Source organism: Phycisphaerae bacterium, from assembly GCA_018003015.1.
Lineage (GTDB): Bacteria > Planctomycetota > Phycisphaerae > UBA1845 > PWPN01 > JAGNEZ01.
This window is the reverse complement of record JAGNEZ010000074.1, coordinates 1-26,999: the sequence shown is the minus strand read 5'-3', so window position 1 is coordinate 26,999 and position 26,999 is coordinate 1. Positions and strand designations below refer to the sequence as shown.

Here is a 26,999-nt window from a genome sequence, read left to right as displayed (position 1 = left end):
ATAATCGATATGAGCCGCATGGGCTGGCTCCGGCCCGGTGCATCGAACCCGTCCGGCTGAGAGCCAGTCCTTCGGACGAGGGATTCTCGCGGAGCGTGGGTGTCTCGTCATCCATTGTTTCTTGGCCAGAGGAGGTGGGCTCATGACACGCACTTGGGGCATGAACCTCGGAGCGTGGGTTCCCTTGGCTGTGATTGCCGGGGTATGTGCCGGCCTTGGGCCCGTGACGGCGCAGGCCCACGACATGCACATCGTGATCACCGAGTTCAACTATCACCCCTACGGCAACCGCGATGAGCACGAGTTCCTTGAATTGTATAACCGCGGATCCGAAGCGGTGGACCTATCCGCGTGGCGGATTGTCAGCGGCGTCGATTTCGTCTTCCCAGCGGCGACGTTTATTCAGCCGGGTGCCTACCTAGTGGTGGCGAAGAACCCGTCGGTGGTCGCGAGTTCATACGGTATCAGCGAGTGTGTTGGGCCGTTCGAAGGTAAGTTGGCCAATGAAGGTGAGATGATCCAATTGGTGAATGCCCAAGGCGTGCTGGTCGAGCGCGTCCATTACAGCGATGAGGACCCATGGCCAGAGCGGCCGGATGGTGATGGCCCGACGCTGGAGCGCGTGTCGGTGCAGGAGCCCGGCGATCGGCCGTGGAACTGGCTGCCCTCGCGTATCATCGGGGGCACGCCCGGCCGATCCAATAGTGTGAATACGCTTGCCGAGCCGGCCCGCGACGTGGTGATCAACGAGGTGGCTTCCACGGCAGGAGGAGGATGGATCGAGCTGTACAATCGCAGTGGGGGGGCCATGAACCTGGAGGGCTACGGCCTGACCGCGGCGCCGTTTCCGGGCAGCGTCTATTCGATCGGCAGCGGCACGGTCGTTCCCCCCGGTGGACGATGGTCGGTGGACAGGGCTTCGCTGCCGTTCCCGATACTGGACAATGTGGAGTCGCGCATTTCGTTATTGATGCCGGACGGGCGGCTGATTGACACCGTGACTTATCGGACGCGGGCTTCGATGGGTTCGATCGGCCGCGTACCCGATGGCGGGGACGACACGTACGTGATGACCTCGCCATCGCGGGACGAGCCGAACCACGTCACGCTGACTGACTCAATCGTCATCACCGAGATTATGTACCATCCCGCCCCTCCATCAGGAGTAGAAGGCCAGCCGCGCCTGCCGTACGACCGCAATGAGGAGTTCATCGAGATTCACAATCGGTCTGCCGCGGCAGTGACGTTGACAGGCTGGAAGCTGACCGGGGCGGTGGACTACGACCTGCCGTCGGACCTGCAGATCGACGCGGGAGCGTACCTGGTGGTCGCCCGGGATGTGACCACATTCAAGTCCAAGTACAGCTCGGACGTGATGGTTGTGGGGGGATTCACGGATGTCCTGGCGGACGGGCACGAGCACGTCGTGCTGCGCGATCCGCTGAACAACGTGGCGGACGAGGTGAGGTATGCGGATGACGGGTCGTGGCCGGCCGAGCCGGACGGCGAGGGGCCTTCGCTGGAGCTGATCCACGCTGATGCCGACAACAACGTAGGCAGCGCCTGGCGGGCCTCGACGATGAACGGCGGCACCCCGGGCAAGCCGAACTCGACGGCCGTGGCGGATCCGGCACCGGTGATCCGGTCCGTCCGTCATGATCCGCCGGTGCCGACATCGGCGCAGCCGGTCACGGTGACGGCTGGTGTGACCGACACGGGCGGGGTGAGCGAAGTCCGGCTGTGGTACGTGGTCGATCCTGGCACGGCGTTCGCGTCGGTGTGCATGACCGACGACGGAGCTCACGGTGACGGGGCGGCTGGCGACGGTGTCTACGGGGCCACGCTGCCGGCTCAACCGGCGGGCAGCATCGTCCGGTTCTACATTGATGCGGTTGACAACCAGTCGCACGCCGCGACCGCGCCCGGGTTCCCACCGGCCTATGCCCGGTCCGGACCGTCCGATCCGACCTTCCTGTACCAGGTGGATGACCGCACGTGGCCGGCCAATCTGCCGCTTTACCGCGTGGTCATGACCGGCGCGAACCTGCATACGCTCCGGACACGTGACGTGTACAGTAACGTCGATCTGGACGGCACGTTTGTATGCGACAGCACGGTCATCTACAATGTCGGCGTACGCTATCGCGGGAAGGGCTCGCGCAATGATGCGAAGAAGTCGTTTCGCGTGCAGTTTCACGATGACGGGCCGTACGGCAACCTCGAAGACCTGAATCTCAATGCCCACGAGATCCACCAACAGTACATTGGCCAGGAGTTCTTCAGCTACGTGGACCTACCGGTGCACCGGACGCGTCTGGTACTGATGACGCTCAACAATGACCTCGACATGACCTCGCTGGCGGATCCGAATACCTACTTGCAGGTCGAATCGGTGGACGAGAGCTACGTCGAGCGGGTGTTTGAGGAGGATGCGGGCGGGAACCTGTACCGCGGGGAGCAGGACGGCGATCTGAGTTACCACGGTACTTCCCCAGCGGACTACCGCAGCATCTATCTCAAGGAGACCAACGAGGATCTCGACGACTACCGGGACGTGATCGCCCTGACGGACCTGCTCACCAACACCGGTGACGCGCAGTTCGCCGACGTCGTGCGGGCCAACGTGGACATCGACGAGTGGACGCGGTTCTTCGCCGCCATGACGGTGGTGACGAACGACGAGGGGGGGATCTGCCTGGATGATGGCGACGATTACTATCTGTACCATCGTCCGACAGACAACAAGTGGGTGCTGGTTCCCTGGGATTTCGATTCGGTCTGGAACCTGGGCTCCACCCGCTCGCCTCCCAATCAGCGCCTGTTTCGCGCAGGCATCAATGATTCGGGCAGCGTGACCTTGCCGATCGTTCGGCGGATCCTGCGGCATCCTGATTTTGCGCCGATTTACTATCGCGAGATCCGCCAGCTGATGGCCTATTCGTTCCATCCGGAGATCATGGCCGGCCGGATCGCTAATCTGCGGCGGTACAGTCCCCGCTTTGCCGCCCGCGACATTGACGACGTGGAAGCGTTCATCACGCAGCGGCGCTCGTACCTGGCCTCGATGATTCCGCCCGCCCTGACGGTCAGCGTGGATGAAGCCATGCGGGCCCGCGTGGACTACATCGTCGACGGGGATGAATGGCGGTTTTTCCGTGGGACCAGCGAGCCTTCCGTGACCGCCCTTGACTGGACGCGCCTGGGCTTCGACGACGCGGGCTGGGAGAAGGGCCAGAGCGGCTTCGGTTACGGCGACAGTGACGATCGAACGATGCTCAGCGACATGCAGAACGGTTTCACGTCCGTGTACATCCGAAAGAAGTTCACGATGGATGACCCTGCGGCCGTGCCCGAACTGATGCTGAGTGTCTGGTACGACGACGGCTTCGTGGCGTACATCAACGGGCGAGAGGTGAAGCGCCACAATGCGCCGGGGACGATCGACCAGGCCGTTCCCCGCACGCAAACGGCGACGGCCGACCACGAGGCGGCCGACTACGGATGGGAGGTCTACAACCTGACCTCTTGGCTGACCGCTCCCGATACGCCGCTGGTCAAGGGCGAGAACGTCCTGGCAATTCACGGTCTGAATCGCACGAGCGGCTCGACCGATTTCTCGCTGCGCCCGATTCTCTACGTGCCGGGTATCGTCCCTCCGCGGCTGATGCACATTGACGACGGGGAACAGTGGTCGTTCATCCGAGGGCTGAGCGAGCCCTCCGCCGAGCCGCTCGGCTGGACTCAACCGGGCTTCGGGGAAACGGGATGGGAGTCAGGTCTCAGCGGCTTCGGATTCGGCGACAGCGATGATCGCACGCCGCTCAATGACATGCGGAACAGCTACCTGTCGGTTTACATCCGCAAGAGGTTCACCATCAGCGATCTTCTGGCTATTGACGATCTGCTGCTGGAAATGTGGTACGATGACGGTTTTGTCGCGTACTTGAATGGGCAGTACATCGCCCACGGCAGCGTGACTCTGCCGGCCAGCCGAGTCATCGCATACAATGACGATACGGCCGCCGCGAGCCATGAGCAGGCCGGCTTCGAGGCGTTTGACCTGACAGCTCTACTGACCGTCCCCAACTCGCCGCTGCGCCAGGGCGAGAACGTTCTGGCCATCCATGGCCTGAATGCCTCATACGAATCGACCGATTTCTCGCTCCGGCCGAGGCTCTCCTCGAGTGGCCGGCTCAGCAGCACGATCAGCGATTGCGGGGCGGGACTGGTCACGACGGCCGACAAGATCCACATTTCCGGGACCGCGCCCGCCGGCGACGCCCGCTGGGTGCAGGTCGACAGCCGGACGGCCGGCTACCTGCCGGTTTCGTGGGACAACAACCCGTTGGAGCTCAGCGCGTACACTGCCGAGGTTGAGCTGCAGCCTGGTCCCAATGACCTGAGCATCGTGGCCTTGAACGCGGATTTCACGGAAGTAGCCCGGCGGCAGCTCACCGTGACGAGGGCCGTGGATTCGAGCACACCGGTGGGGGGCGTGCTGGATCCGCTGACCACCTGGACGCAGGCGGGGGGGCCTTACCACATCACCAGTGACGTGGTGGTTCCGGCGAGCGGGTTGCTGACCATCGAGGCGGGCACGAGCCTGCTGTTCGATGAGAACGCCGTGCTGGTGGTTCGCGGCAGGCTGCTGGCGTCGGGCACGGCGGACGCGCCGATCCGCTTGGGGCCATTTGTATGCGGCCGAATGTGGTCCGGGCTGGTCTTCCTTCAGTCGGAAGGGGAAAGCCGGCTCGATTACTGCGACCTGTTCGATGGATCTACACCCTTGTACGAGGGGATCTCGTACGCGGCATGCGTCAACGTGGTTGGGTCCTCGCTGCGGATGGAACACGGGCTGTTCGACCGAATGGCCGCGCGGGGTATTGATGCCGTCCAGAATGCCTCGCTGTCGGTGTTCAACTCGGCGTTCAGGAATACAGGGGGCGCGATCCGTGTTGACCACTCCTGTGCCGAGCTCGAAGAGCTGAGTGTGGTCCACGTGATCGGGGCTTCCGGCGCGATTGTGCTCCACGGGGACTGCACCACCCCCTCGAGTGTTCGCTGCTGCGTACTGGAGACCGGCGGCGGTGACGGGATCGATCTGCAGGCCGGTTCGGCCCTGGTTGAGGGTAACACGATCTTGGGCATGGCCGGGAAAGGGCTTTTGCTACGGAGTGGCCGTCCGATCGTGCGCGGAAACGTGGTTGCCAACTGCCCAACAGGCATGACTCTAGCGGACGGTGTGAATGCCGCGATCAGCCACTGCACGATTGTGGGCGGCCAGACGGGGATCGATCTTCTTGAAATCAACACAGGCCAAGGGGGTGGCCACGCTGAGATAAACAGCACGATTGTCTGGGACTTCGCTGTGGCATCGATCCGCCTCGACACATCCTCTTCAGTCAACATTCAGATGTCGGATGTTGCCGGAGGTTTTGCGGGAACGGGGAATCTCGCCACGGATCCGTTGTTCGTAGGTGCGGGTACAGGCAGTTACTACCTGGCTCCCACTTCTCCCTGCGTCGGCACCGGGGTCAGCGGGACCGACATGGGGGCGCTGCCTGCCGCCGACAACCCCGTGTTCCAGGTGGTCATCAACGAGTGGATGGCTCAGAACTCCACCATTCCCGACCCGCAGGGTGAATACGATGACTGGTTCGAACTGTACAACCGGGGACCGAGGCCAGTGAACGTGGGTGGGTTGTTCCTGTCGGATCACACGGATACCCCGGGGCTTTGGCGGATTCCGTCCAATACGATCCTGCAGCCCAGGCAGTTTCTGCTCGTCTGGGCGGATCGGGACGTGACCGATGTGCCCGGTCTGCACGCGGACTTTGCGCTCGAGGTCAATGGCGAGGAGATCGGGCTGTACCTCCAGGCGGGCGGTGCATATCACGTCGTGGACCGGGTCACCTTCGGGGACCAGACCTCGGATCGCTCCATGGGGCGGACCACCGACGGGGCGGCGGAGATGGATGTTCTCGAACGCCCCACGCCGGGCGAGTCAAACAACCCGCCGCCGCCTCTGACCAACGGAGTCGGGCTGCGGCTTGTGGCTCCGCCGCGTTTTCTGCCGTCGGCGGATGTGCCGCTGCGCGTTGAGGTCCTGACGCCGTCGGGTGCGGTGGACAGAAACTTCTGGACTGGCCAGATCCTGCTATCGACCGACCCGCCTGGAATCACCATCGCCCCGGCGAGCGTCGAAGTCATCAACGGCATGGCTAGCGGCCAGTTCCGGCTGTCCGGCGCCGGCAAAGTCCGGCTTACGGCGACGTTCGAGGAGAGGCGGGCGACGGTGGAGCTTGTGGGATTGGACGCGCCGACGTACAGGAGCGTGAGCGGCTCGCTGGCCTCGGGAACGACGGTGTGGGGGCCGGCGGACGGAATCGTTCGCGTGACCGGCGACCTGACGGTGCCATCGGGAGCGGTCCTGCAGATCCAGGCGGGCACGATGGTCATGCTGAACGCCTCTACGGACATCACCGTACAGGGTTCTGTGCAGTGCGCCGGGACGCTGGAGGCGCCGGTGCTCATCACGGCGGCAGATTCGGCGGCCGCCTGGGGGCAGATTCTGCACACCGGGGCTGCGTCCACCTCGGCCTACCACTACGCTTTCCTGACTCATGCAGGCGACGCGACCGGCGTCGGGCACACGGGAGCCGGACCCGTAATCCGGGGAGCCAGCGGGGCTACCGTCTCGTTCGCCGACTGCAGCTTCATTGACGAGTTGGGCAAAGGGCTCTATGCCGACAGTTGCCATCTCACGTTTGACCGCTGCCTGTTTGCCCGGATGATCATGGGCCCTGAGGTCACCAACACCGACACGGCGATGACGGATACCTTCTTTTTGCACATGCTGCCGGGAGGCGATGTGACCGACAACGACGGGCTGTATCTCAACGGAAGCGGTACGATGACCGTCCGCCGCTGTGTTTTCGCGTTCGGCGGAGACGATGGCATCGACACGCTCAACTCGACGCCGCTGATCGAGCAGTGCATCGTCCGTCACTTCGAGGACAAGGGTTTGAGCGTCTTTTCCGGCGAGGTGCGAATTCGTGATTCCGCGCTCCTTTCGAATTCGACGGGCATCTCGGCCAAAGGCAACAACACTGACGTGTTCGTTGACAACTGCACGCTGTACGAGCATCCGATCGGTCTGGAAGCGCGGGACAAGTTCGGAGAACCAAACAACATCATCCACTTCTACGTGAACAACACGATCATCTGGGCGTCTCCCGAGGTCGTGCGGACGGACTATCAGCCGGAGAACATCGTCATTGCCCACGGCATCCTCGATCCGTCCGTCCCCTGGCCGGGGATAGGCAACCTGACGACCGATCCTCGCTTCCGTGATGTCGGTGGGTATGACTTCCGGCTGAAGGAGGATTCGCCCGGCATCAACAGCGGCGATCCGGCCTTCGCGCCGGCCACCGGTGAGGCGGATCTAGATGGCCGGCCACGGGTCCTGGCTGGCAGGGTGGACCGTGGGGCCTACGAATCCGTGCCTGCACTGGGGCCGGATCTGGACGCAGACGGCGATGTCGACCTGAAAGACTACGGACTATTTGCCGCCTGCGTTTCCGGGCCGTGGGTGCCCCTCGCCATGGGTTGTGAACGGCCGGACTTCGACGGCGATCAGGATGTTGACCAGTCCGATTTTGGCATCTTCCAGGGCTGTTACAGCGGCTCGGACATGCCGGCCAATCCGGGCTGCACCTACTGAAGCGTCGACGTGGTCAGGCCGTACGCCACCTCTTCCAGCCAAGGCGGCCAGGTCCCGGAGAGAAGAACCGAGCGTCGAAGCGTGATGCCGGCGCAGTGAAGCACAAGCCCCCCGAACAGCGGAACCTGAATAGCCGCCATCTTCTGGCGACGAGTATGACCGGTGGCTCTCCGGATCATCGGTCCCCCCGACCGGCTGGCTGCCGCTGGCAGGTCGCGCGAGGTGCTGGTCGAGAATGCGCCCAAGGATCTGCTCGCCACGATCATTGGCGTGAAGGGGATCGCGTTTGAACCAGTCGAGTTCCTTTCCGCTATCGCGAACGCATCGTCTTCAGGCGCCGGTCATGTCCAGGAACGCCGAGTGGGTCAGGAAGCCGAATCTCATGGGCGATATGCTCTGCCTGCTCGGCGCCGTTGGATGGTTGTTGATACCTGATAAGCCTTGTTTCTCACGGTTACCTTTCCCGGATCACGGCCGGATTGAGCAAGTCCATCTCGCCGGCGCGGCCGGCTTGAGCGAGGCGTATGTTCCGCAGAGCCCTTTCGGCCATGCGGTCGCAAGCCTCCCGGGTGCTGCTGCCGACGTGCGGGGTCATCAGCACGTTCTCGAGTGTGCGCAGATCCTTGTCCGGCGAGACCGGCTGGTAAGGCTCGTTCTCGAAGACATCGAGGGCCGCGCCGGCGAGCGTGCCCTGCGAAACAGCGTCGAACAGGGCCGACTCGTCCAACACCGCTCCCCGTGCGGTGTTCACGAGCCGTGCCGTGGCCGGGATCATCGCCAAACGCTCTCGGTTCACGAAATGATGATTCGCTGGTGTGCTTGGGATGTGGAGGCTGACGAAGTCCGAATCGGCGACCGCAACATGGAAGTCCTTCACCACTTCCGCAAAACCGTAGTTCGCTTTCATGGTCTCGACGTCGACATCAGCCACTTCACAGCCGATGACTCGCATTTCAAAGCCGCGCCCGGCGATCCGGGCCACCTTTCGCCCGATCGGTCCGCATCCGATCACCGCCAGCGTCTTGCCCGCCAGCTCGCCGCCGAGCAGCGGTGCAAAGTGCCCGCTGCGTGTCGAGGCGGCAACGGCGGCCACGTGCCTGTTGGCCGCCAGGAGCAGGGCCAGGGTGATTTCGGCGACCGAGTCGTCGAGCACCCCCGGCGTGTTCGTGCAGATGACGCCGCGAGCCGTCGCCTTTTGTTTGTCGATTCCGTCGTGGCCGACACCGAAGCGGGCTAGCACGCCTCCGGGCGGCAACGCCTCGTAGAGAGGGCCGGCGTACCGTTCGACGCCCACAATCGCATGATGGATGCTGTCGGCTTGGATCATAGCGGCCAGTTCGTCTTCTTGCGCGGGGGCTCGAACGCACTCCACATCCTCGGCTGCGGCTCGGCGGAAGACCTTTGCAGCCTTATCGAACTCCTTCGCTGTGACTGCTACCTTGACCATCGGAAACGGTTCTCCCTATTGCGACGGGTGCGTTCTCCGACTCGACGGATGACGGCGGCCTGCCCCGTCGGTCCGCGAGGTACCGTAGCGTACCGCGCGTGGCAGCAGACGCCAACCCGCCGCACGGCCCCGCTGGTTTTCGGCTTTGCGAGCGGTGACTACTTGTCCGGCACAGTCAGGTCTGACAGAGACTCGGCGGTGACCTTCCGGGCGCGCAGGAAACACTTGCGATCGTGATGCCGGGGCACTCTGTTGCCGCAGCGCGTCGTGAGGATGCGGCTTGAAGCTAATCGAGCATCGTCCGGCGCCGTACCGGGCCTCATCGGCTTGCTTGTCCATCTGAACAGGGTCGCGCAAGCGTCGTCGATCAAGTCTCGCTTCGTGGGGGTTTCATGGGTCAAGTTGTTCCAGGAGCCTCTGCACGTTCGAGGCGTAGTTTGTTGTATAGAGGCTGTGCAGTTCGTCCAGCAATCGCGGGCTGGCCGTGATGACCACCAGTCGGGTGAGCGTCAGTTTGCCTAGCGACAACGAGAACATCGGCCCCGACTTCTCGAGCGAGATGCTCTGCAAACCCGTTGCATCAATCGTGAACGCTTGGTGGGGGGTTAACCACGATGGCAGATCAATCGCAACATGCGCGTTGTCCACTGGGTGAACGGAGGTACCCTGGTCGCTGTTGATGTACTGATCGTTGACCGCGATGAGAATCAACGTGTCGGTGCCCGCCAGCAGAGAGCGAACCCATACGCCGGGTGACGACTTGACGGGCACTTCGGCCGGGCAACTGCGCAACAGCACAGGGCCTGCGGTGCGGACTTCCGCTCCCAGCAGACCGATCTCGCGCCACAGCGCCGCCGCTTGCGGGTCTTTTGCGCCGACGCCTTGGGATTTCCCGCCTGAAGGAGTGAACCACCAGTAGGACAGACCCTTGGCGCCTCCCGCCAGCGCGTAATAGACCTCGATCCGTTTCTCCTGCGGCGTGGGGAATCGATGAAAGCGACTCGTCACGGTCTCCTTGTTCTTCGGCCGTCGTTGGCCCTTCCTATCTCTCTCGGGCAGCGCCGACCGCTCGGCCCGCCCGTCGCCGGGGTCTTCCTGGTCATTGCCGCGCCGGCAGGCATAGAGCACGACGTGCAAGGGCTTGGGGCCTGACGCCGCACGGGCCACGCATGCCACGGCGTGAACGAACACCGCCTTGTTATACAGGGGCAGCCTCGCCGGATGCCGGCCGTACGCTTCCCACAGTCGCACCTGGTAGTACGGATCGACGCAGAAGATGTCCGGTAGTTGCCCGTAGGTGTACCAGTTGTTTGGCTTAAAGGTCAGATCCACATTCAGCAGCTGGGGAGTTGTCGGGTCAGTGGCCCGCAACTGCCGGGTGCGCTGGACCGCCCATTGGGCCAGGCTGCCCACCTGGTGATCGGGTTCGAGACCCTTGATCAAGTAGTCGCCGCAGTCCGGCTCGTCGTGGATCAGATAGGCGAGAGGATCCCGGGTTCGCCATTTGCCGGGATCGTTGATGAGTCGTCGCAGGCCCAGCGAGTCGCATAGTGTCTGACCGGCATCGCTGGCGTAGAAGGCGCTCAGCATCGCCGAGCCCACTTGGGGCATCTGCACGTTGATGTTGTGGGTGCTGAGGTCGCGCACGTGTGCCTGGGCCTCGGCCACGTCGGAGGCGCTACCCGGACGTCCACCCCAGATCCCGTAGGCAAACTCGTCGCTGAAGACTCGCAACCCCACCGAAGCCGCGGCCCCGTCTTCGTAGATGCCCTGGAAACAATGGAATGACCCTCGCTCCAGGTTAGAGGCGAGCTGAAACATGACCGGGGCCAGTTCCAGCTTGCGGTCGGACGCGCTCGACAGGCCGTCGATGATCTGTTCGCCATCCAGGAGTACCCTGACAGGCGCCAGCCCCGGTCGGGCCGGATAACGAAAAAACAGGCAGACATGCCGGAGGTCGGACGAGAAGCTGACGCTCTCTACCCGGGGCTGGTTCGAGCGAATCGGAACGCTGACCCGCTGTTGGCCGTTTGCGTACTGCAGGTCCAGTCCGACGGATGCGGCCTGCGGTCTGTGCCGAAGGCGTACCAGCACCTCGCCGGTTCCCCCTGCAGGTATTCGTCGCGGCTCGACCCTCCACCAGACCGGCTCGCCGATGGTTAGCAGTTGGTCCAGCTCCGCGGCGCTCAGGTCGGCGAAATAGACGCTGGCGGGCTTTCGGCTGACTCGCTGATCGGAGAACGCGATGGCCTTCTTCAGACTGATGCCGCCGAGCAGAGTATCGCCGATATCTAGGCTCTGCGGGCCAGGGTTGCGAACGAAGACGTGGACCGAACCACCCGTCGGCCGCTTCTCATACCAGGACCGGAGACCCTCCTCGCTTTGTGCTTCCTTAACCGCCAGGTCCTCGAACCAGAACCGCGCGTGCTCAGGGAACACGAGATCCCCCCGGTAGTGGGAGTCCAATACCTGCAGCTGAGCCGCTGCCTGGGGGGAGACCGACCAGCACAACAGAAACACCATGATGCCAGCCACGCTCCTGAGACGATCGTCACGGTCACTCCTCAATCGCCATCCTCCTCGTCAAGCTCACTGCCGTGGCTCCTGATGACACCCGCGGGTTACGTGGCTCACCCCGCAGCGCCTGTTGACCGGATTGGCCCGGCTCTGTAAACAATCCTCTTGATGAGCATACGTACCCCTGTGAGCAGAATCAACGAGGACGGTGACTGCGATGACAGGCGAGACGAGATTGCCGGGGAGGGAGGTTTCGGCCATCAGTGGGCGGATTCTGGTTGCCGCGCTGGTGACGGGTAGTCTGGCCGGTTGCGCGTCGATGACACCCACGAAGGCCTGGCCACCCGTCCCGGCAGAGTTCAGATCGCGGTTTCTGGAATTCTGCGATCTGGCCGCGGCTGAACTGCAGAAAGAGATCACCCGCTTCGTCAGCCGGGCGGATGCTGATCCTGCGACTCATCACATGCCGTTCTTCGAGGACGCCCATGCGGTCAGGGCGCTGGCCGTCGGCTACGATATGACTGAACGCCAAGTGTACCTGGACGCATGCCGTCGCTGGTCGGATCGAATCATTGAGTATCAGAGCAACATGATTCCCAGAGGAGCCTACTACATGAATCACTCCCGCGCTCCTGGTCAGGACCGCGGACAGTGGAACCTGGCGGATAGCGGCTCGATCGGCATGGGGATCCTCGCCACCTCCGTTCGCTGTGATGACCCGGCGGCCAAGGCCCGGTACCTCGGCTCGGTAGAGAAGTTTGCGGAGCTTGTGTTGAACAACTACGTGAGTCAGGAAGGTGGCATCAGCAATGGCTTGTGGCCCGAGTACGCTGGCCCATGGTGGTGCTCGTCCGCAACGTTCGGCACACTTTCCTTCCTGCTTCATGACGAGACAGGTCAGGAGAAGTACCGCAGCGTCGCCATCGGAGCGATGAACTGGCTGCTGGGTCAGGATTTCCGCGAACTCAAGCCGATCACGTTCCAGCAGCGGCCTTCGGGTACGATTTTCTACTGTTTTGACTTCTACGCGACCGGCTTGAGGTACTTGAAGCCGAACAGTCCGCAGTATGCGGCCTTAATGCGACAGATCGATCTTGCCCTGGACTGGATGGCCAGGAACCAGAGGACCCGCGGAGCGCCGGTTCCTGATTACACGGAATGCAACGTCGACATGGCCGGCTTGCCCTGCCTCATGTACAGCTTCGCTCACCAGCTTCCCCAATACCGTGACGTGGTTGCGCCAGCGGACGAGGAGCTGCGCTACATTGGCGACCTCCTGCTGTCGAAAGGACGGCCCGATGTCTCGCGGCTGATGATTTGGGAAGTGATGACCTGGGGAATGCTATCCTACGCGGAGCGGTTGGATCCGGGGGCCTTGGGCCGCCGCAGCAGGTCGAAGACCTCACCGGCATAGATCATCGCTGGGGCGTATAGGGCTCGTCATGGCCCGGCCGACGGGAGTGCTGATAGCCCGTGTGCGGTAGTTGTAGCGTCCCGGCAGCAGACACCCCCGCGTGGGTATCCGGACCGGGCTGGTCGGGAAGCGCGTCCTTCGGGCTGCGTGGACTGGCATCTTGTCCAGTTTGGGTGTCTTGAGCGACGGATTGCCCATCCAGCCCGGGTCGCCGATACCGTGATCATCAGCGATGATCGCAAGCGTCGCTATCCGTTGTCCCTTCAGCGCCGTCGCGCGGCGGTCCGGGACTTCATGAGACGTCAATCCGGGATCCACCGCGGCGGTTTGACATCGTCAAATGGACGGATGCCCCACCGTTCAGCGAACTCTGCGTAGCGTGCCTGCAGATCCTTGAGTCGCTCCGGCTGCTGGGCAGCCAAGTTGTGCAGTTCCGTGCGGTCGGCTTCCATGTCGTAGAGTTCCCATGGGCGGTCACGGACGGCAACGAGCTTCCATCGCCCCTGGCGAACAGCGCGGTTACCCTCGTGCTCCCAATAGAGGTACCGAGGCTCCCCTCCTGAGCATCCCTGCAGGAAGGGCAGGAGACTCCTGCCTGCCGTCGGCTCGATCGCCCGCTCTCCGTGTTCCTTGGGATAGGCACTACCGGCGGCTTCGAGACACGTGGGGAGTATGTCGACCACGTGTCCAACCGCATGCTCGACGACTCCGCGCCGGCTGATGCCGGCGGGCCAGCGGGCGATCAGGGGTGTGGAAATGCCACCCTCGTGTACATATCGCTTGTGCTGGCGAAACGGAGTGTTGCTGACACTCGACCAGCCGCGGCCGTAGCCGGTGTTTGAGTCCGGCTCTCCTGGCAGTGCCCCCGGTTTGCTCTCATCGATTTCCTCGGCGTCGCCGCCGTTGTCGGAGAGGAACATGACTAGGGTGTTGTCTTCGATTCCCAAGGTGTGGAGTGTGTCGAGAATTCGCCCGATGCCGCGGTCCATACGTTCGACTTGGGCGGCGTAGACGGACATCTTCAGGTCCTCGCGGTCGGGGTCGGCGGTCTTCTCCCACGGTGTCGCCCGCGGGTCGCGAGGCGAGAGCATCCATCGGCCATCGATGATGCCGAGATCAATCATCCGGCGGTATCGCCGCTGGCGGATCTGGTCCCAGCCGATGCGGTATTTGCCGCGGTAGGGGGCGATGTCCTCGGGCAGGGCGTGCAAGGGAGCATGCGGGGCGGTGTACGCGACGTAAAGGAAGAAGGGTCCTGGGCGGCATCCGTAATTATCGAGATAACCGATCGCCCGGTCGGTGATCACGTCGGTCATGTAGAAGCCTCTGGAGTCGGGGCGGTAGAGTTTTCCATCGATGGCCATCCGGCGATTGGGCCAGAGGCAGAAGTAGCTGCTGGCGCCTCCAAGCAGGCCGTCGTAGTGCTCAAAACCGCGGTCGACAGGGAAATGCGGTCGGGTTTCGCCGAGGTGCCACTTGCCTGACATGAAACAGCGATAGCCGGCGGCTCGAAGGGCCTCCGCAATCGTGACGCTCGTTTCGTTCAGGTGGCCTCGGTAGGCGGGTCGGCCGGTGTCGTGTCCCATGTGCCCAACCCCGGCCTGGTGCGGGTAGCGTCCTGTCATGAGTGCGGCTCGCGTGGGGCAGCAGCGGGCGGCGTTGTAGAACTGGGTGAAACGCGTGCCTTGGCTGGCCATGCGGTCGAGGTTCGGCGTGGCGATCTCGGAGCCATAGCAGCCGAGATCCGAGAAGCCGAGGTCGTCTGCCAGGATCAAGACGATGTTCGGCCGGACTGGCCGGGACATTGCAGGGGACGCCATCGAGGGCACTGTCAGGAGAAGGAGCAGGGCGGCGAAGCTCATGAACACTCCGGCATTGAGCTTTCGATCAGGTCGCTGTCACGCGGAACCCTTGAGGCCCACTTCTGAGACTGGTTCCAGTCAGGGCAGCTGCCCCGTGCCCGGATCGCAGCCTTCCGGAGGATGATTGGCGTCGAACGCGACATCGGGACCGGTGAAGCATCTTAAGAACGCCTCGAGATCGCCACCGTTTACCATCTGGTCTTTGACCCGGTCGAAGCAGGTGCATGCGTTGGGTACGCCCATCATCGTGCCGGTGAAGCAAGCCTGGATCGCTCCAAAGTCCTTCTGATCGACGTCACCGTCGGAATCAGCGTCCGCCCAGGGTATCATGCAAGGCCCGCATCCGGCGGTTGCGCAGCTCGTGTTCGGGGTGAAGATACCGCTGCAGGCCTCTTCGGTCGTGATGGTGCAGGTATTACTGCCGAAGCCGATCACGCAGCAAGCCCCGACGATCGGCAGGTTGTCCACCCGAGCCACAAAGCCGCGATTGCTACCGTCGGCGGCCCAGACGCCGTACCCGCCGAACACGGTGCCGTCATCGGAAACCGCGAACACCCGCGTCAGACGCTGCCATTCGCTCGTGTCGACGCCGGCTGCTTCCAGGAGAACCTGGAGCGACTGGGGCATTCCAAGGGCATCCCAGACTGTCGCCACCTCGTACGTCGGCGACGCATTCCCGAAGTAAGATCTGCCCGCGGACACCCCATTGTCCGCCACCGTGTAGGCAACACTGCTGGTGGCGCCGGGCAGCATTCCCAGGAGTGTCAGGGACGCGTCGCCCCGGTTCCATCGAAAAGCCTGCATGTTGTTGCCCGGGGCCGATTGGTCCTGCCCGCAGATCCACTGTACCTCGAAATCGACCGTGGTCGACTTGCCAAAGCTGGCCGAGATCCCGATACCGTCGCTTCGGGCGTCGCCGCCGCTGCCCGGGACATCGCCGGTGTCGCCTTGCGGGGAATCCCATCGGGCCAAGCTGGGACTGGCACCCGTGTACCTGCCCACGACCACGCCGTAGCCGCTGACGGACTCGCCGGTCATGGGGCTAACGCCGTCCCAGCCAATGTCGGGATCACCGCGAAAACGGGCCACCCGGTTGTTGTCGTACCTCTTGCCGGCGACGTACCATCGGCCGTCGCCCTTGATCTGATTTCGCAGGACGTTGCTCGTGCCCCCTCGGACATTGCTTGTGGTACCGAGGCCTCCTTCGGTGGCAGTGTCCTTCCAGGAGCCGCCGGTCAGATTAGTCAGCGGAGCCTTGTAGAAGCGGTGGGTGAGATTGCCTTCGTGGAGGCCAGAGATGATGATATTGCCGAGGTTTGAGCCGATGCCGACAGCGACACCATGTGCGAGGCTGCTCTTGCCGCTAGGGTTGGGCAGAGCCACCAGCCCATCCGCCAGGGACCAGACAACCGGGACGGACAAGTCCGTTGCGACCTTGCTGGTGCCCACGGCGTAGCTCCCATCGGAACTGAGCGCCTGGATGACGCTGCTGGGGTTTGCGGGATCCAGCACGCCCACCGAAATCAGGGATGCCGCCTGGCCGCCCGAAGACGTCAGTCCCAAGGCCAATACGACCGTGACGAAGCGAAGATAAGTTCTCATCTCTTGTTCCTCCGATGGGCGCTCCAAGCCCGAGCCGAATGGTCGGTGTCTCACCATCCCCGCCATAGGCATGGTCCTCGGACAAGGCCGGCTATGCCGGTTGCGGTGCCTGACGCTTGGCCGGCATGCCGGTGTTGTCCCGTGCGGTATCCATCGCCCAAAGGTCCTGTCCGTGGGCTGCTTCGGTTCAGGATCCGCATTGCTTCTCGAAGACTCGCGACGGCGGATGCCGTCCACCGCGTCAGCTTCGTCGGCGAAGCAAGGCGAAGGCACCCAATGCCAGCAACGTCAAGGATGCCGGCTCAGGAATGACGGCCACAAAACCGCGCGTGCTGCTATCGGCCGCCCAGATGCCCTGGCCCGCGAGCACCTTGCCGTCGTCGGAAACCGCATAGACTCGCACTAGGTTGGCCCAGCTACTCGTGTCGACGCTGGCCGCGGTCAGCAAGGCCTGCACCGATTGGGCCGTGCCGCTGGTGTCCCAGGTTCCGCTGGTGTCCCAGACCGTGGCCACCTCGTAGGTTGGCGACGCGTTCCCGAAGTAAGATCTGCCCGCGGACACCCCATTGTCCGCCACCGTGTAAGCGACACTGCTGGTGGCTCCGGGCAGCATACCGAGCAGCGTCAGGGTCGCGTCACCCCGGTTCCAGCGGAAAGCCTGCATGTTGGGGCCGGGGGCCGATTGGTCCTGCCCGCAGATCCACTGTACATCGAAGCTGGCCGTGGTTGACTTGCCGAAGCTGGGAGATATCCCGAAGCCATCGGTGCGGAAGTCATCACCGCTGCCTGGGACTTCGCCGTTATCGTTCTGAGGAGACCGCCAACTGGCCTTGCTGGGGCTGAAGCCGCTGGAGTTCCTGCCTACGATCACGCCATGGCCGCTGACTGACTCGGCGGTCATGTTGGTCGTGTCCCAGCCGATGAAAGGATCGCCTCGCAGGCGGACACCTCGGCTGTCGCTGGCCTTTCGACCGGCCAGGTACCATCGTCCATCGCCGTCGATTTGATTGCGCAGGACGTTGCTGGTCCCGCCTCGAACGTCTGAGGTACTGAAGCCTCCTGCGGTTGCACTGTCAGCCCAGGTGCCGCCGGCCAGATTGCCCAGCGGGGCCTTGTAGTAGCGGCTGACCGTGTTGCCCTCGTGGAGACCGGAAATGATGATGTTGCCGGCGTTCGAGCCGATGCCAACGGCGACACCATGTGCGAGGCTGCTCTTGCCGCTGGGATTGGGCAGGGCCACCAACCCATCTGATAAGGACCAGACGACTGGGACGGACAAGTCGGCTGCGACCTTGCTGGTGCCTACGGCGTAGCTCCCATCGGAGCTGAGTGCCCGGATGACGCTGTTGGGGTTGGTGGGATCGAGTACGCCCACGGAGGTGAGCGATGCGCCCAAAGCGGATGCCGATGCGCCGGTCGCGGCCACTGCGGCAGCGACGATTGCCACGATCTTGAGTACTCTCATCTGTCTCCTCCTCTCCGGGCTCTCTGGCGGTCCGGTACTGCCGTTGGGAAGTGAAGCTGAATGTGAGTGAAGGACGCCTCCTACCGCTGAGGCCATGCGGTAGTCGAGGAGAACCTTCACGCCCTCCAAAGGGACCCTGCTCACAAGGACCCGCTCTCGCGCCGTCCCTTCCTATCCAAACCACTTCACTACAGCGGGCCGTTTTCCCACATTTGGTCAACGCCACCGAGTTCGTTGAACTCCGTGCTCGGGCTGAAAACAAGTTGCCGGCGCGGTTGACGCCTCCTGCTATCCGTCATCCAATTCGTCGGTTGCGAACCGGCCGTGCGAGGCCAGCGTGCAATCGGCACCCGCCTCAAGCGCGCTGCCTGTGCGTTCGAGCAATACCCCAATATGATGAATGACTTGAGAAGCTGATTTCGTTTCTCCTCCACGGGATCCTGCCGCTCCAAGCCAGCTCAGCGTAGGCCCGCACTGCCGACGTCTACTCGCCGAGTCAGGACACCGGCGACCGCTCCCACATCCGTGGAGATTATCGCGATTGAGATCCTGTGTCAACTGATTTGTGTCAAATACGTCAACCGAATTTGGCGCTCAGTCAGGGCTGAATGTGCGGATCCGAGGTCGTTCGGCAGCCAGACCCTGGCGTTTGGATGGGCTCTTGTCGGCATTGTCCTCCGGCCAGTCTACTGATACCATGCGGCCGGCCAGGAGGGCGATATGAACCGACGCAAGTTTCTTGAACTGGCCGCCGCCGGAGCCAATGCCCTGCTGTCGCGAAACCTCTCCGCCGAGTTGCCGGCCGGCGCCGCGGGAACCACCCCGTCCGACCAGAAGCTCATCGGCATGTACGTACACGAAGGCTGGGTTTACAACCACCCCTACGCCTCACGTACCTGGACCGACAAGGACTGGCGTGGCTACTTCGATGGCCTGCACCGCCTGGGCTACAACCTCGTCTCCATCTGGCCCCAGCTCGAGACCATGCCCAGCCCCCTGACCGCCAGCGACAGGGCCAAGCTCGATCAGCACCGCCGCATTATCGACATGGCCCACCGCGAATTCGACATGAAGGTGTGGATCGTCCTCTGCCCGAATATCGTCCCCGTTGATGACTACGCCCGGCGGATGACCTTCGAGCGGCGGCCGTACTATGCCGCTGACCTCCGTGTCAATCCCGGCGACGCCAAGGCCGTCGAAGCCATGATGGCCCGGCGCGAAATCCTGCTTGTCGGTAATAGAGGGAGCAAGAGAATGTCCCGGCAACTCTGGCGAGCAGCCGTGAGCGCCGAGCTAGGCCAAGTTCAGCATGAGACCGATTCGATGACAACCTGGAAATCCCGTGCAGCTGATGACCGTACCTGACGATGTGAGTCGAGTGTCGCCGACGAATAACTCCAAGGCGACCGTCGTCCCCACTGCAACCTTCTGGTAGCTCTTGATCCCCATCCCCGTGGCTGAGACGTCTAGTATTGGGCATTTGGGGTAAACGCGGACTTGTCCATCCCGTCCGTTAGGCAGGAGCGTCAACTTAGCGATGGCAGGTATCTTGCACCGCGAAGCTCCTCTGCGTTCTCGCTGATCCTGTCGAAAGGAGACGTCTCGGTGCCCAAAGTGCAGCAAGACTTCCCTCCATCGAGTTCTCGTCAGCAATCCTGTGTCAGATCTTTTCTCTCGAAGCATAGGTGAACTAAGCCGTTGCCGATCTTGAGAGCCGCTCATAGATGTTCGGCATTTGTTGGCCATGGGTTGACAAACTGGCTTATTGGACCTTCTCGACAGGGCGGCGCGCTGGTCTTCCCCGAGCCAGATTCGGTAGCGGGGACGCTGCCATTCAACGCATCCCTTGCCTCGAGTAGCCCCTCATCCACTCCTTCACGTCCCGCTCATACTCCCCCCGTCGCACCCTTCGAATCGCTGTTAATGCATCACGAGCACCGGAACGCCCCCGTATCCATGCACCTCAAGCCGGCCACCTGCGAGGTATCATCAAGCGGCCACTTTGCCGCTGTTCCTGCGATCGAAGCCTCGTCCTGGGATTGACGATCCAAGGGTGTGGCCCCGGAAGACAGAACACGCCTGAGGTATACGATTCCGACGCTTGTCTACTCTGCATCGCGGCGATAGTATGATCGCTTGGAGTTCATTCCTTTCCGAAGGAGTCAAGTCATGGCCTACACAATCACCAAAGTAGACGTCTGGGCAGGCAGTATGAAGGATCAGCCGGGTGGTCTGGCCTGCAAGCTCGAAACGCTCTCTGAAGCAGGCGCGAACCTGGAGTTCGTCATCGCCCGGCGTTGCCCGGACAAGCCTGGCACCGGTGTCGTCTTTCTTGCCCCGTTGCAGGGTGCTTCCCAGACCCGTGCGGCCAGGAAAGCCGGGCTCTCCAAAGCTGCGAGCCTACGCTCAATTCGCCTGGAAGGACCCGACAAGCCCGGCCTCGGTACCAAGATCACCCGGCTGCTCGCTGAGGCTAAAGTCAACCTGCGCGGCCTCTCCGCGGCAGCGCTTAACCGACGATCGGTCGTCTACTTCGCTTTCGACAGTGCTGCAGATGCAGGCAAAGCCGCCCGTGTACTGAAGAAAGCCCTGGCCGGCACGTAATTGTCAGCCGACTCGTTGCGAGTTCGAGAGTATCGCGGCAGACAACTTCCTCGTGCGTGAAGGCCAGCAGGCCAAGAAGAGAGCCGAGCGGGTAATGGACGTCATCGATTTCGCCTTCGGTTGGTGGCTGCGCGACGCGGGGCTGGTGGAGGTCGAAGGCGTGGACGTGGGCAGCACCTACTCCGGCCCGCACGCGATCCTGTTCTGTCGTAAGATGTCTGACCACGAAGCCCTGTGATGGAGCCTGCGATGCTGTCCAGTGTCTCTGTGATGGGATGGGCCGCAGTGATGCCTCTGTTGCTGTTGGCCGGCGAGCTGCCCACCTCGCGGTCATTCCACATGGGCTTTACTGGCTTTCCGCACGACTTCACGATCGAGGCCGTCGAGGAGGCTCGCGCGTTCGCTCGCGAGAACGGCGACATCCTTGCACACCACATCGAGGGGGTACCGTGGGCCGAGTCGCTCTCCGGCCGACCCTTCAGCGCCGAGCTGCTCAAAGACTGGGAGGGCAAGAAGAAGGCCACGCGTCCGGGCGGCAAGGTATACTTGGCCATCTCTCCGGGTCGGGGCACACTGAAGGAAGGCGAGAAATCGCTGCCCATCCCCACAGAAGTCAAGGGCAAGCCGTACGACGACCCTTTGATCATGAAGGCCTATCTGGCATATTGCCGGCGAATGGTGGACTTCTTCAAACCCGATTACCTCGCCATCGGCATCGAGGTCAACGAAATCCACGGCGCCGGCCCTGGTCCATGGCGGGCCTATGTGGGCTTGCACCGGCATGTATATCAAGACCTGCGAAAGGCTTACCCGTCGCTTCCGATCTTCGCCTCGTTCACGCTGCACGGGATGCTCAACCTCAGCGGCGCCAGGCGCGATCGGATGCTGGCCGCCTTCGAGCAGATTATGCCCTGCAACGACGTCGTTGCAGTCAGTTTCTATCCCTTCATCCGCGGCGGCACGACTGACGTTACCGGATGCCTGCGCTGGTTGACCGATCACTTCGACAAGTACGGCAAGCCGTATGCGTTCGTCGAGACAGGGGAGGCGGCGGGGGAGCTGAAGTTCCCGACCACGGGCCAGGTGATCGCTGGCACGCCTGCCAAACAGGAGGCGTTCGTGCGAACCCTGCTTGATTTCGCTGCTGCGCACAGGACGCTCTTCGTGATCAGCTTTGTCTCGCGCGATTACGACGCCCTTTGGCAGAGGATTCGATCTTCATCGCCGGAGGTGTTCATGGCCTGGCGCGACTGTGGCTTGGTCGATGAGACTGGCCAGAAGCGTCCGGCCTTTGAGGTGTGGAGGCAGTATCTGGCTCTGCCGTTGACGGACACCCAGGCAACGCAGCCCGCTGGCAAGTGAATTGCGGGTCTGATCATATTGTGCGATGACCCTATTCCCGCTACCCGGGAAGAAACGGCTGGAATTCATCCACATTTCGGCTTCATGCTCCGTCTGGCCTGCTCTGGCCCAGGCCGGGCGAGTTACCACGCAAGCCGGCCATGCCTCCGGCATTGCTTCACCACGCCCCGTCCGCGCCGTCCTTTTCGCCGAGCATACCCTCGAACGCCTCTGCCAAGCAGGAGATTACCAGCGGTATCTCGTTCCGGCTGAACGGAAGGGAGGGGGGCGCAATAGTGATGGTTCTGGTACAATGCCGGAATGATGCCCGGCGGCGCAGCCGGATGGAGGCCATCGGGGAGATGTCGTACCGAAGTACCAAGCTGCTGCTCCATGACGCCGGGGCTGCGCGGCGCCGGCTAACTGGCATCGAGCGAGATACGATGTGCCTGAAATGCGGCTACAACCTCCGCGGGCTTGTGTCGAGTGGCGCCTGCCCAGAGTGTGGAACCTCTACAGGCTTGTCGCTCCGTGGAAACCTGCTGAGGTTTGGCGATCCGGCGTGGGTAGCATCACTGGCAGGGGGGGGCCGGCTGTCTCGCAGCCGCAACCCCGTGGCGGATGCTGCTGTCGATCGGCCTTGCGTATACAGATTATGTGCTGGGCCTGCTGGGCGTCATGATGATCGTCCTCAGTTTTGTTACCTCGTGGCTGACCTTTGCCGGCCTGTGGTTGGTCACAAGACCTGAGGTCCGGCTGACAGGCTCAGAGGAGTTTGCGAGTCGCCGCAGAATTGCACGTGCCTCGTTGGCGCTGGAAACAGCCCGCGTGCTATGGTTGACAACAATCGTGGCTGGCTCTGGACCCAGCAGGCCCGATCTCACGATTGTAGAAGTGATTATCACGATCATCCAGTCGCTGGCGATGTTCCCCTATCTCAGTTTCCTGGCTCTTCGAATCCCTGATCGCTGCTTGGCCGCAGCCACGCGCAAAGTAATGTGGGGGAGCATAACGACGTGGGGGGGGCATGCTGTGCCTGTTTCTGATCTTATTTCTTGTGACCGGCCCTGGTGACGAGCTGATCATTGCGCTCTTGGTGCTTGGATCGGCGACGGTCATCTTCAGCGGCTTGACAGTCGTCCTGCTGCTGCGTTACCGCGGAGCCTTTAGCAGGGCGGCAAGTACCGCTCGGAGGTCCTGGCAGCACGGCCACCCCGGCTTCCTGCAGTGACGCTCATCCACGATCTCATCGGGGCAAGGCCACTAGGTTCATCTTCGTTCACGCATGATACTCCAGCGAGCGCTCACTACGAACCGGACCGTATCAGCATGTAAGGTGTGGTTGAGAGGCGCCCACCAAGCAGGATGGAGGGAGGGTTTGCCTAGCCGCCGATGAATCGGGCTGCCAGGAGCACCACATCTCGAGGGGGGAGTTGGACTTCGGCCTCGCGGCGGTTCTGGAATATGCCCAGGTTCTGGCCACCGGCGGCCGTGATCCGTCGAAGCTCGTAGCTCCCTTTCCGCAGACCGCAGGAACCGGGGTTTACGGACACACGCACGGCTTCGTCACGGTCACGATGCAAATTGACCAGGAGAATTCCCAACCGCTCATCTCCCAGGGTAAAGGCTTGACTTATCACCGCAGGCACATGGATGGTAGGTACTCTGGCCAACGCGGCTGGCGTGGACAATAGGCCTTTGGCCCAGTCCTCGACGGACAGCTGATCCGATTCGCGGTGCTCGCCACCCGGCTGGCTAGATGTCGGCAGAGCCGCCTTCAGATCAGGTTCGGCCTGCGGGTAGCGAATCCTGCGAAACCACCCGTCTTTGGCCAGTCCATGATTGATGGCCAGTGTTTCACACTCCATGATCGGTGGGCGCTGCATGCGGCCATAGGTCAGAAACTCGCGGGCGAAGTCCGTGCGGGCAGCAACTAGGCTGCGAATGAACCGAGTTCGGTCTTCGGGGCAAGCAGGTTGCGAAGCAACAGGAAACGTGACCAGTAAGCCACCCCAAAGCACGGAGCGGGCCTCGGCCCAGGTGAAGAAATCATCTGCCTCAGGTACGTTCCAGGGATAGACCGGGTATATCCCCTGGATGGCCGCGGGGCCGTAGTCGTGATAGACAAACTCGAAGAGGGGCACGATCTCCATCCGGCCGTCCGGGAGCCACGTGAGCTGCCGAACATAGGGCCCCACCTCCATATCTGGATTGAAACCAGCGTTGCGAGCATAGTACAGGTCCAGGCAACCGACGAACGGTTCGCTGACACACTCGGTTCCCACCGGTACGTAGCTGCCCTTTTGGAGGGAAGCCCGACGTTGGCTCTCTTCAAACAGGGTGACGTACGCCTGGGTGATGTCCCGTCCTGCGCCGGGGGCGTGAGCATGGTTGGCCGCGTAACAATGCGTGGGTACGCCTGCACAGGGGCCGACGTCATAATAGAGGCAGTCTGCTTGGCAGCCGGTGGTGTTTTCATCCACCCAAATCTGGTGGTGGCGCAGAGGGTGCTTGCTGGCCATGTCTTGGGCCGATTCGCAAACCACCGCCCGCCAGCCGGGCTGGGCCGGACACATGGCGACCCAATCGGGTGAAATCGGCGTCGCAGGCGGCACGATTCGATCCTGGCTGTGCGTTTCGAAGGTCTGCTTGCTCTTGAGGGCCAGAAAGGGGAAGTAAAAAGGCCCGAAGCGATCACCTCCCGCCTGGGCCGCTTCCAGGGAAGGCCGGTTTTGCCACCAGAGCTCGAGGTGCAGTAACGGCGTACCAAACAACCGCCGAGTTCGTGTGATCTCCGCCCGGATGTCGCCCCTGAAGGGCCACCACGCCCCCACGGCACCAACCTCCTCATGCAGCCACCGGCATGCGTCAGCTCGGGCCACGCGATCCCTCCTCGTTCCTCGCCGGCACCATGGCTGCTGCGTGGCCCAGGCCCGGTAGCGTTCGGCCGCTTCGTACCATGTTCCCTCGGTCAGGGCGGCGATCACGACTGGGTAGTCAACCACCAGGCTGCGGCCGGGACAGGCTTCCCACTGGATGTGGGCAATCTCGCATTCCAGGTTGCCACCGGCCGACTTGTAGAAGTTCAGGTCCTTATCCGTGCAGAGACTGTCCTTGGCCGCAACGTAGAATCCACCGTGTCCCTCGGTGAAGTAGGCCATCATCTGCAGTGGCGATCCATGAAAGCCGTTGGGGTATCGTGAGATCACCATGCCGCGGCTCTGGATGGGCAGACCAGCGGCCTGGAAAAGATGAAAGGGGTTCGTGAACAAGGCGCCCATCGCGGTCGAGTGCAGTAGCCGATCGTACTGGCCGTCCCCCCAGAGTGCTCCGATGCCCTGGATGGCAGGATATCGGAGGGCAATGATCGTCCGGTCGCCGGAGTTCTCGGCCGAACACCTCAGCTCAAGCTCGTCCGATCCCGCCTGGAGCGACACACTGGCCTTGACGGTGATCCGATAGCGTGTGCGCCACTCCAGGTCGACCCGGCGAACGGGGCTTTCGGGGTCGCGCAGGATTCGGAAAGCAGTGAAATCGGACACCAGATCGAGAGGGGCCAGCAAAAGAGCCCAGGGCTGCCGGGTTTGCGGCAGGGTTTTAACCAGCTCAAGATCCACTTTCTTGTTGCGCAATCGGATTATGGAGCCATCCTGTGCTGAGAACTCCACGAGGAGATGATCATGCTCCAGTACGACGGGAGCCTGAGCTGACACCCACACGGAGGTAGCGGACACGATGACGATCGCCCACAGGCTGTTTCGAGTCATGAATCGGACCTCAGTTTGGCCGGAGATCATGCTTGACGGTCAGCTGTTCGTGATGCGCCTGGCCGACCACCTCGAGCAACGCATCACCGACTTGAAGGCTGGGTGGGCAGCGGTGTGGCCACACTGGCGGCCGGGCGGCACACCTCCGTCGTGACGTAACGGCTTGGCTGGAACTTCTTTGGGTTAGCGACATCTCGTCCCGCACAGACTCGCTCTTGTTGCGCGGCCCCGTTCACCTGGTCCGCGTTGGAGAGTACATGATCCCAGTGACTGTTGTCCAGGCTGAGCTTGCTGAACTGACTGCATTGTGCCCCGGCCCCGCGGGGGATACCCTGGTGCCCAGGAGACCGCAACCATGAGAATAAACCACCCGGTTTGGATCGTGCTGCCATCGATGCTGATGCTCACCTTGCCGGCAGCAGCCAGCGGTGGGTATTACGAAGTCATCCATTCTCCGAGCGAACAGACGGGCGAGTTGAAACTGGGCGTACCCCTGCCAACGCGCCCCGCGCAGGCTACCGCGCCGTCGCCCGGCTGCCGCAGCGACTAACTGGGCTACGCCTGGAATTGGGTGCGCAAGGCCGACCCCGACGGCTATCTCCAGATACCGGGCAGCCGCACGCTGAGTTCACCACGGGACAGTCTGCGATGGTACTACGCCAACACGCCGGGTCCGGCGGTCCTCGATGGGTTTGGCGACGAGGAGGCGATCCGCGCCATCTGGGAGGCGGATTCAGCAGCGCGTCTGGACCGGCAAGACGCCGTGCTATCCGGGCATCGAACTGAGTAGCTGGGCAGGTTTTCGGACAACCTCTGTAGGTTGATCGAGCAGATTCTGATTACCCGCCGGCTGGGAACGGTGGGCTTCACCGTTTTTGAGTATCAGGTTGGTGAGGCTGCCGAGACCGTGCCACTGTGCGGGAAGGGTGTGACGAGAAGGACCCGAAGGTGAACGACTGGGCGTCGTTGTGGGCGGGCCGACGATCCCAGCTCACGGCGCCTGCCAGGAACGCCGTGGGTGGCGTTTGCACCCTATGAGGGCTTCACGCTCAGCGGTGCGAGCTCTTCCGAAGGAGAATCCTGCCGTGATGGGCTGTGTGGGCTGCAGCCGATTTGGCTAGCGAGGGAGGTTAGGGCCCGCAAAGAAATAACCTGAACGATTCTACCGTCGCGGCGAGACTATGTAGTTCCAATCGCCGTGAAACGGCTCTGGCCTGACGTGGAGTCGGCCCAGTTCTGCATCACTCACTTTGAGGC

The 26,999-nt window shown here is 62.6% G+C and carries 18 protein-coding genes; 10 read left to right on the top strand and 8 right to left on the bottom strand.

Going from position 1 to position 26,999, the window contains the following annotated elements; all coding sequences use genetic code 11:
• Window positions 1–142 precede the first annotated feature (142 nt).
• Complete coding sequence (locus KA354_21675; GenBank protein MBP7937262.1) at window positions 143–7,723, top strand: lamin tail domain-containing protein; 7,581 nt, start codon at window positions 143–145, stop codon at window positions 7,721–7,723.
• 454 nt (window positions 7,724–8,177) lie between these two features.
• On the opposite strand, the gene KA354_21670 is transcribed toward KA354_21675, so the two are convergent.
• Window positions 8,178–9,170 carry a hypothetical protein gene (locus KA354_21670; protein MBP7937261.1) on the bottom strand — a complete coding sequence of 331 codons (993 nt, stop codon included), beginning with the start codon at window positions 9,168–9,170 and terminating at the stop codon, window positions 8,178–8,180.
• Between the two features lie 390 nt (window positions 9,171–9,560).
• Window positions 9,561–11,738 (bottom strand): hypothetical protein, encoded by a 2,178-nt coding sequence (locus tag KA354_21665; GenBank protein MBP7937260.1) that lies wholly within the window; start codon window positions 11,736–11,738, stop codon window positions 9,561–9,563.
• 166 nt (window positions 11,739–11,904) lie between these two features.
• Here KA354_21665 and KA354_21660 point away from each other — a divergent pair, with 166 nt between their 5' ends.
• Window positions 11,905–13,101: a hypothetical protein gene (locus KA354_21660; protein MBP7937259.1), complete on the top strand. Its 1,197-nt coding sequence runs from the start codon at window positions 11,905–11,907 to the stop codon at window positions 13,099–13,101.
• Here the strand turns inward: KA354_21660 and KA354_21655 are convergent.
• The 4 genes from KA354_21655 to KA354_21640 all read right to left on the bottom strand — a co-directional run bounded on the left by KA354_21655 (window position 13,090) and on the right by KA354_21640 (window position 18,030).
• Complete coding sequence (locus KA354_21655) at window positions 13,090–13,407, bottom strand: sulfatase-like hydrolase/transferase (protein ID MBP7937258.1); 318 nt, start codon at window positions 13,405–13,407, stop codon at window positions 13,090–13,092. The two genes, KA354_21660 and KA354_21655, sit on opposite strands and share 12 nt — an antisense overlap.
• The gene (locus KA354_21650) at window positions 13,404–14,921 is read right to left on the bottom strand and encodes an arylsulfatase (GenBank protein ID MBP7937257.1); all 1,518 of its coding nucleotides are present in this window, start codon (window positions 14,919–14,921) and stop codon (window positions 13,404–13,406) included. Before KA354_21650 ends, KA354_21655 begins: the two co-directional genes overlap by 4 nt.
• A gap of 120 nt (window positions 14,922–15,041) precedes the next feature.
• Window positions 15,042–16,565: a hypothetical protein gene (locus KA354_21645; protein ID MBP7937256.1), complete on the bottom strand. Its 1,524-nt coding sequence runs from the start codon at window positions 16,563–16,565 to the stop codon at window positions 15,042–15,044.
• Window positions 16,566–16,806: 241 nt separating this feature from the next.
• Complete coding sequence (locus tag KA354_21640; protein ID MBP7937255.1) at window positions 16,807–18,030, bottom strand: PEP-CTERM sorting domain-containing protein; 1,224 nt, start codon at window positions 18,028–18,030, stop codon at window positions 16,807–16,809.
• Between the two features lie 720 nt (window positions 18,031–18,750).
• Between KA354_21640 and KA354_21635 the strand changes: the two genes are divergently transcribed.
• A complete protein-coding gene (locus tag KA354_21635; protein ID MBP7937254.1) occupies window positions 18,751–19,395 on the top strand; it encodes a hypothetical protein in 645 nt (214 codons plus the stop codon).
• On the opposite strand, the gene KA354_21630 is transcribed toward KA354_21635, so the two are convergent.
• Window positions 19,324–19,653 (bottom strand): PilZ domain-containing protein, encoded by a 330-nt coding sequence (locus tag KA354_21630; protein ID MBP7937253.1) that lies wholly within the window; start codon window positions 19,651–19,653, stop codon window positions 19,324–19,326. The two genes, KA354_21635 and KA354_21630, sit on opposite strands and share 72 nt — an antisense overlap.
• Window positions 19,654–20,199: 546 nt before the next feature.
• Between KA354_21630 and KA354_21625 the strand changes: the two genes are divergently transcribed.
• From KA354_21625 to KA354_21610, 4 genes are all read left to right on the top strand, one after another.
• Window positions 20,200–20,634 carry an amino acid-binding protein gene (locus tag KA354_21625; protein MBP7937252.1) on the top strand — a complete coding sequence of 145 codons (435 nt, stop codon included), beginning with the start codon at window positions 20,200–20,202 and terminating at the stop codon, window positions 20,632–20,634.
• Window positions 20,635–20,686: 52 nt separating this feature from the next.
• Complete coding sequence (locus KA354_21620) at window positions 20,687–20,872, top strand: hypothetical protein (GenBank protein MBP7937251.1); 186 nt, start codon at window positions 20,687–20,689, stop codon at window positions 20,870–20,872.
• A gap of 11 nt (window positions 20,873–20,883) precedes the next feature.
• Window positions 20,884–21,996, top strand: coding sequence for a hypothetical protein (locus KA354_21615; GenBank protein ID MBP7937250.1), 1,113 nt, complete (start codon window positions 20,884–20,886; stop codon window positions 21,994–21,996).
• A gap of 1,006 nt (window positions 21,997–23,002) precedes the next feature.
• A complete protein-coding gene (locus KA354_21610) occupies window positions 23,003–23,206 on the top strand; it encodes a hypothetical protein (protein MBP7937249.1) in 204 nt (67 codons plus the stop codon).
• Between the two features lie 151 nt (window positions 23,207–23,357).
• On the opposite strand, the gene KA354_21605 is transcribed toward KA354_21610, so the two are convergent.
• Window positions 23,358–25,742, bottom strand: coding sequence for a hypothetical protein (locus KA354_21605; protein MBP7937248.1), 2,385 nt, complete (start codon window positions 25,740–25,742; stop codon window positions 23,358–23,360).
• On the opposite strand from KA354_21605, the gene KA354_21600 reads away from it, so the two are divergent.
• The 3 genes from KA354_21600 (at window position 25,741) to KA354_21590 (ending at window position 26,532) form a co-directional block, all read left to right on the top strand.
• Window positions 25,741–25,896 (top strand): hypothetical protein, encoded by a 156-nt coding sequence (locus tag KA354_21600; protein MBP7937247.1) that lies wholly within the window; start codon window positions 25,741–25,743, stop codon window positions 25,894–25,896. The two genes, KA354_21605 and KA354_21600, sit on opposite strands and share 2 nt — an antisense overlap.
• A gap of 201 nt (window positions 25,897–26,097) precedes the next feature.
• A complete protein-coding gene (locus KA354_21595; GenBank protein ID MBP7937246.1) occupies window positions 26,098–26,292 on the top strand; it encodes a hypothetical protein in 195 nt (64 codons plus the stop codon).
• Between the two features lie 21 nt (window positions 26,293–26,313).
• Entirely contained in the window at window positions 26,314–26,532 is a 219-nt protein-coding gene (locus KA354_21590) for a hypothetical protein (GenBank protein ID MBP7937245.1), read from the top strand.
• Window positions 26,533–26,999 lie beyond the last annotated feature (467 nt).

Coding starts and splice junctions, on each gene's coding strand:
- KA354_21670 (MBP7937261.1), bottom strand. CDS start 9,170: ATGGTCAAGGTAGCAGTCACAGCGAAGGAGTTCGATAAGGCTGCAAAG.
- KA354_21660 (MBP7937259.1), top strand. CDS start 11,905: ATGACAGGCGAGACGAGATTGCCGGGGAGGGAGGTTTCGGCCATCAGT.
- KA354_21675 (MBP7937262.1), top strand. CDS start 143: ATGACACGCACTTGGGGCATGAACCTCGGAGCGTGGGTTCCCTTGGCT.
- KA354_21610 (MBP7937249.1), top strand. CDS start 23,003: ATGCTGTGCCTGTTTCTGATCTTATTTCTTGTGACCGGCCCTGGTGAC.
- KA354_21650 (MBP7937257.1), bottom strand. CDS start 14,921: ATGGCGTCCCCTGCAATGTCCCGGCCAGTCCGGCCGAACATCGTCTTG.
- KA354_21595 (MBP7937246.1), top strand. CDS start 26,098: ATGAGAATAAACCACCCGGTTTGGATCGTGCTGCCATCGATGCTGATG.
- KA354_21635 (MBP7937254.1), top strand. CDS start 18,751: ATGAACCGACGCAAGTTTCTTGAACTGGCCGCCGCCGGAGCCAATGCC.
- KA354_21615 (MBP7937250.1), top strand. CDS start 20,884: ATGCTGTCCAGTGTCTCTGTGATGGGATGGGCCGCAGTGATGCCTCTG.
- KA354_21605 (MBP7937248.1), bottom strand. CDS start 25,742: ATGACTCGAAACAGCCTGTGGGCGATCGTCATCGTGTCCGCTACCTCC.
- KA354_21625 (MBP7937252.1), top strand. CDS start 20,200: ATGGCCTACACAATCACCAAAGTAGACGTCTGGGCAGGCAGTATGAAG.
- KA354_21600 (MBP7937247.1), top strand. CDS start 25,741: ATGAATCGGACCTCAGTTTGGCCGGAGATCATGCTTGACGGTCAGCTG.
- KA354_21645 (MBP7937256.1), bottom strand. CDS start 16,565: ATGAGAACTTATCTTCGCTTCGTCACGGTCGTATTGGCCTTGGGACTG.
- KA354_21640 (MBP7937255.1), bottom strand. CDS start 18,030: ATGAGAGTACTCAAGATCGTGGCAATCGTCGCTGCCGCAGTGGCCGCG.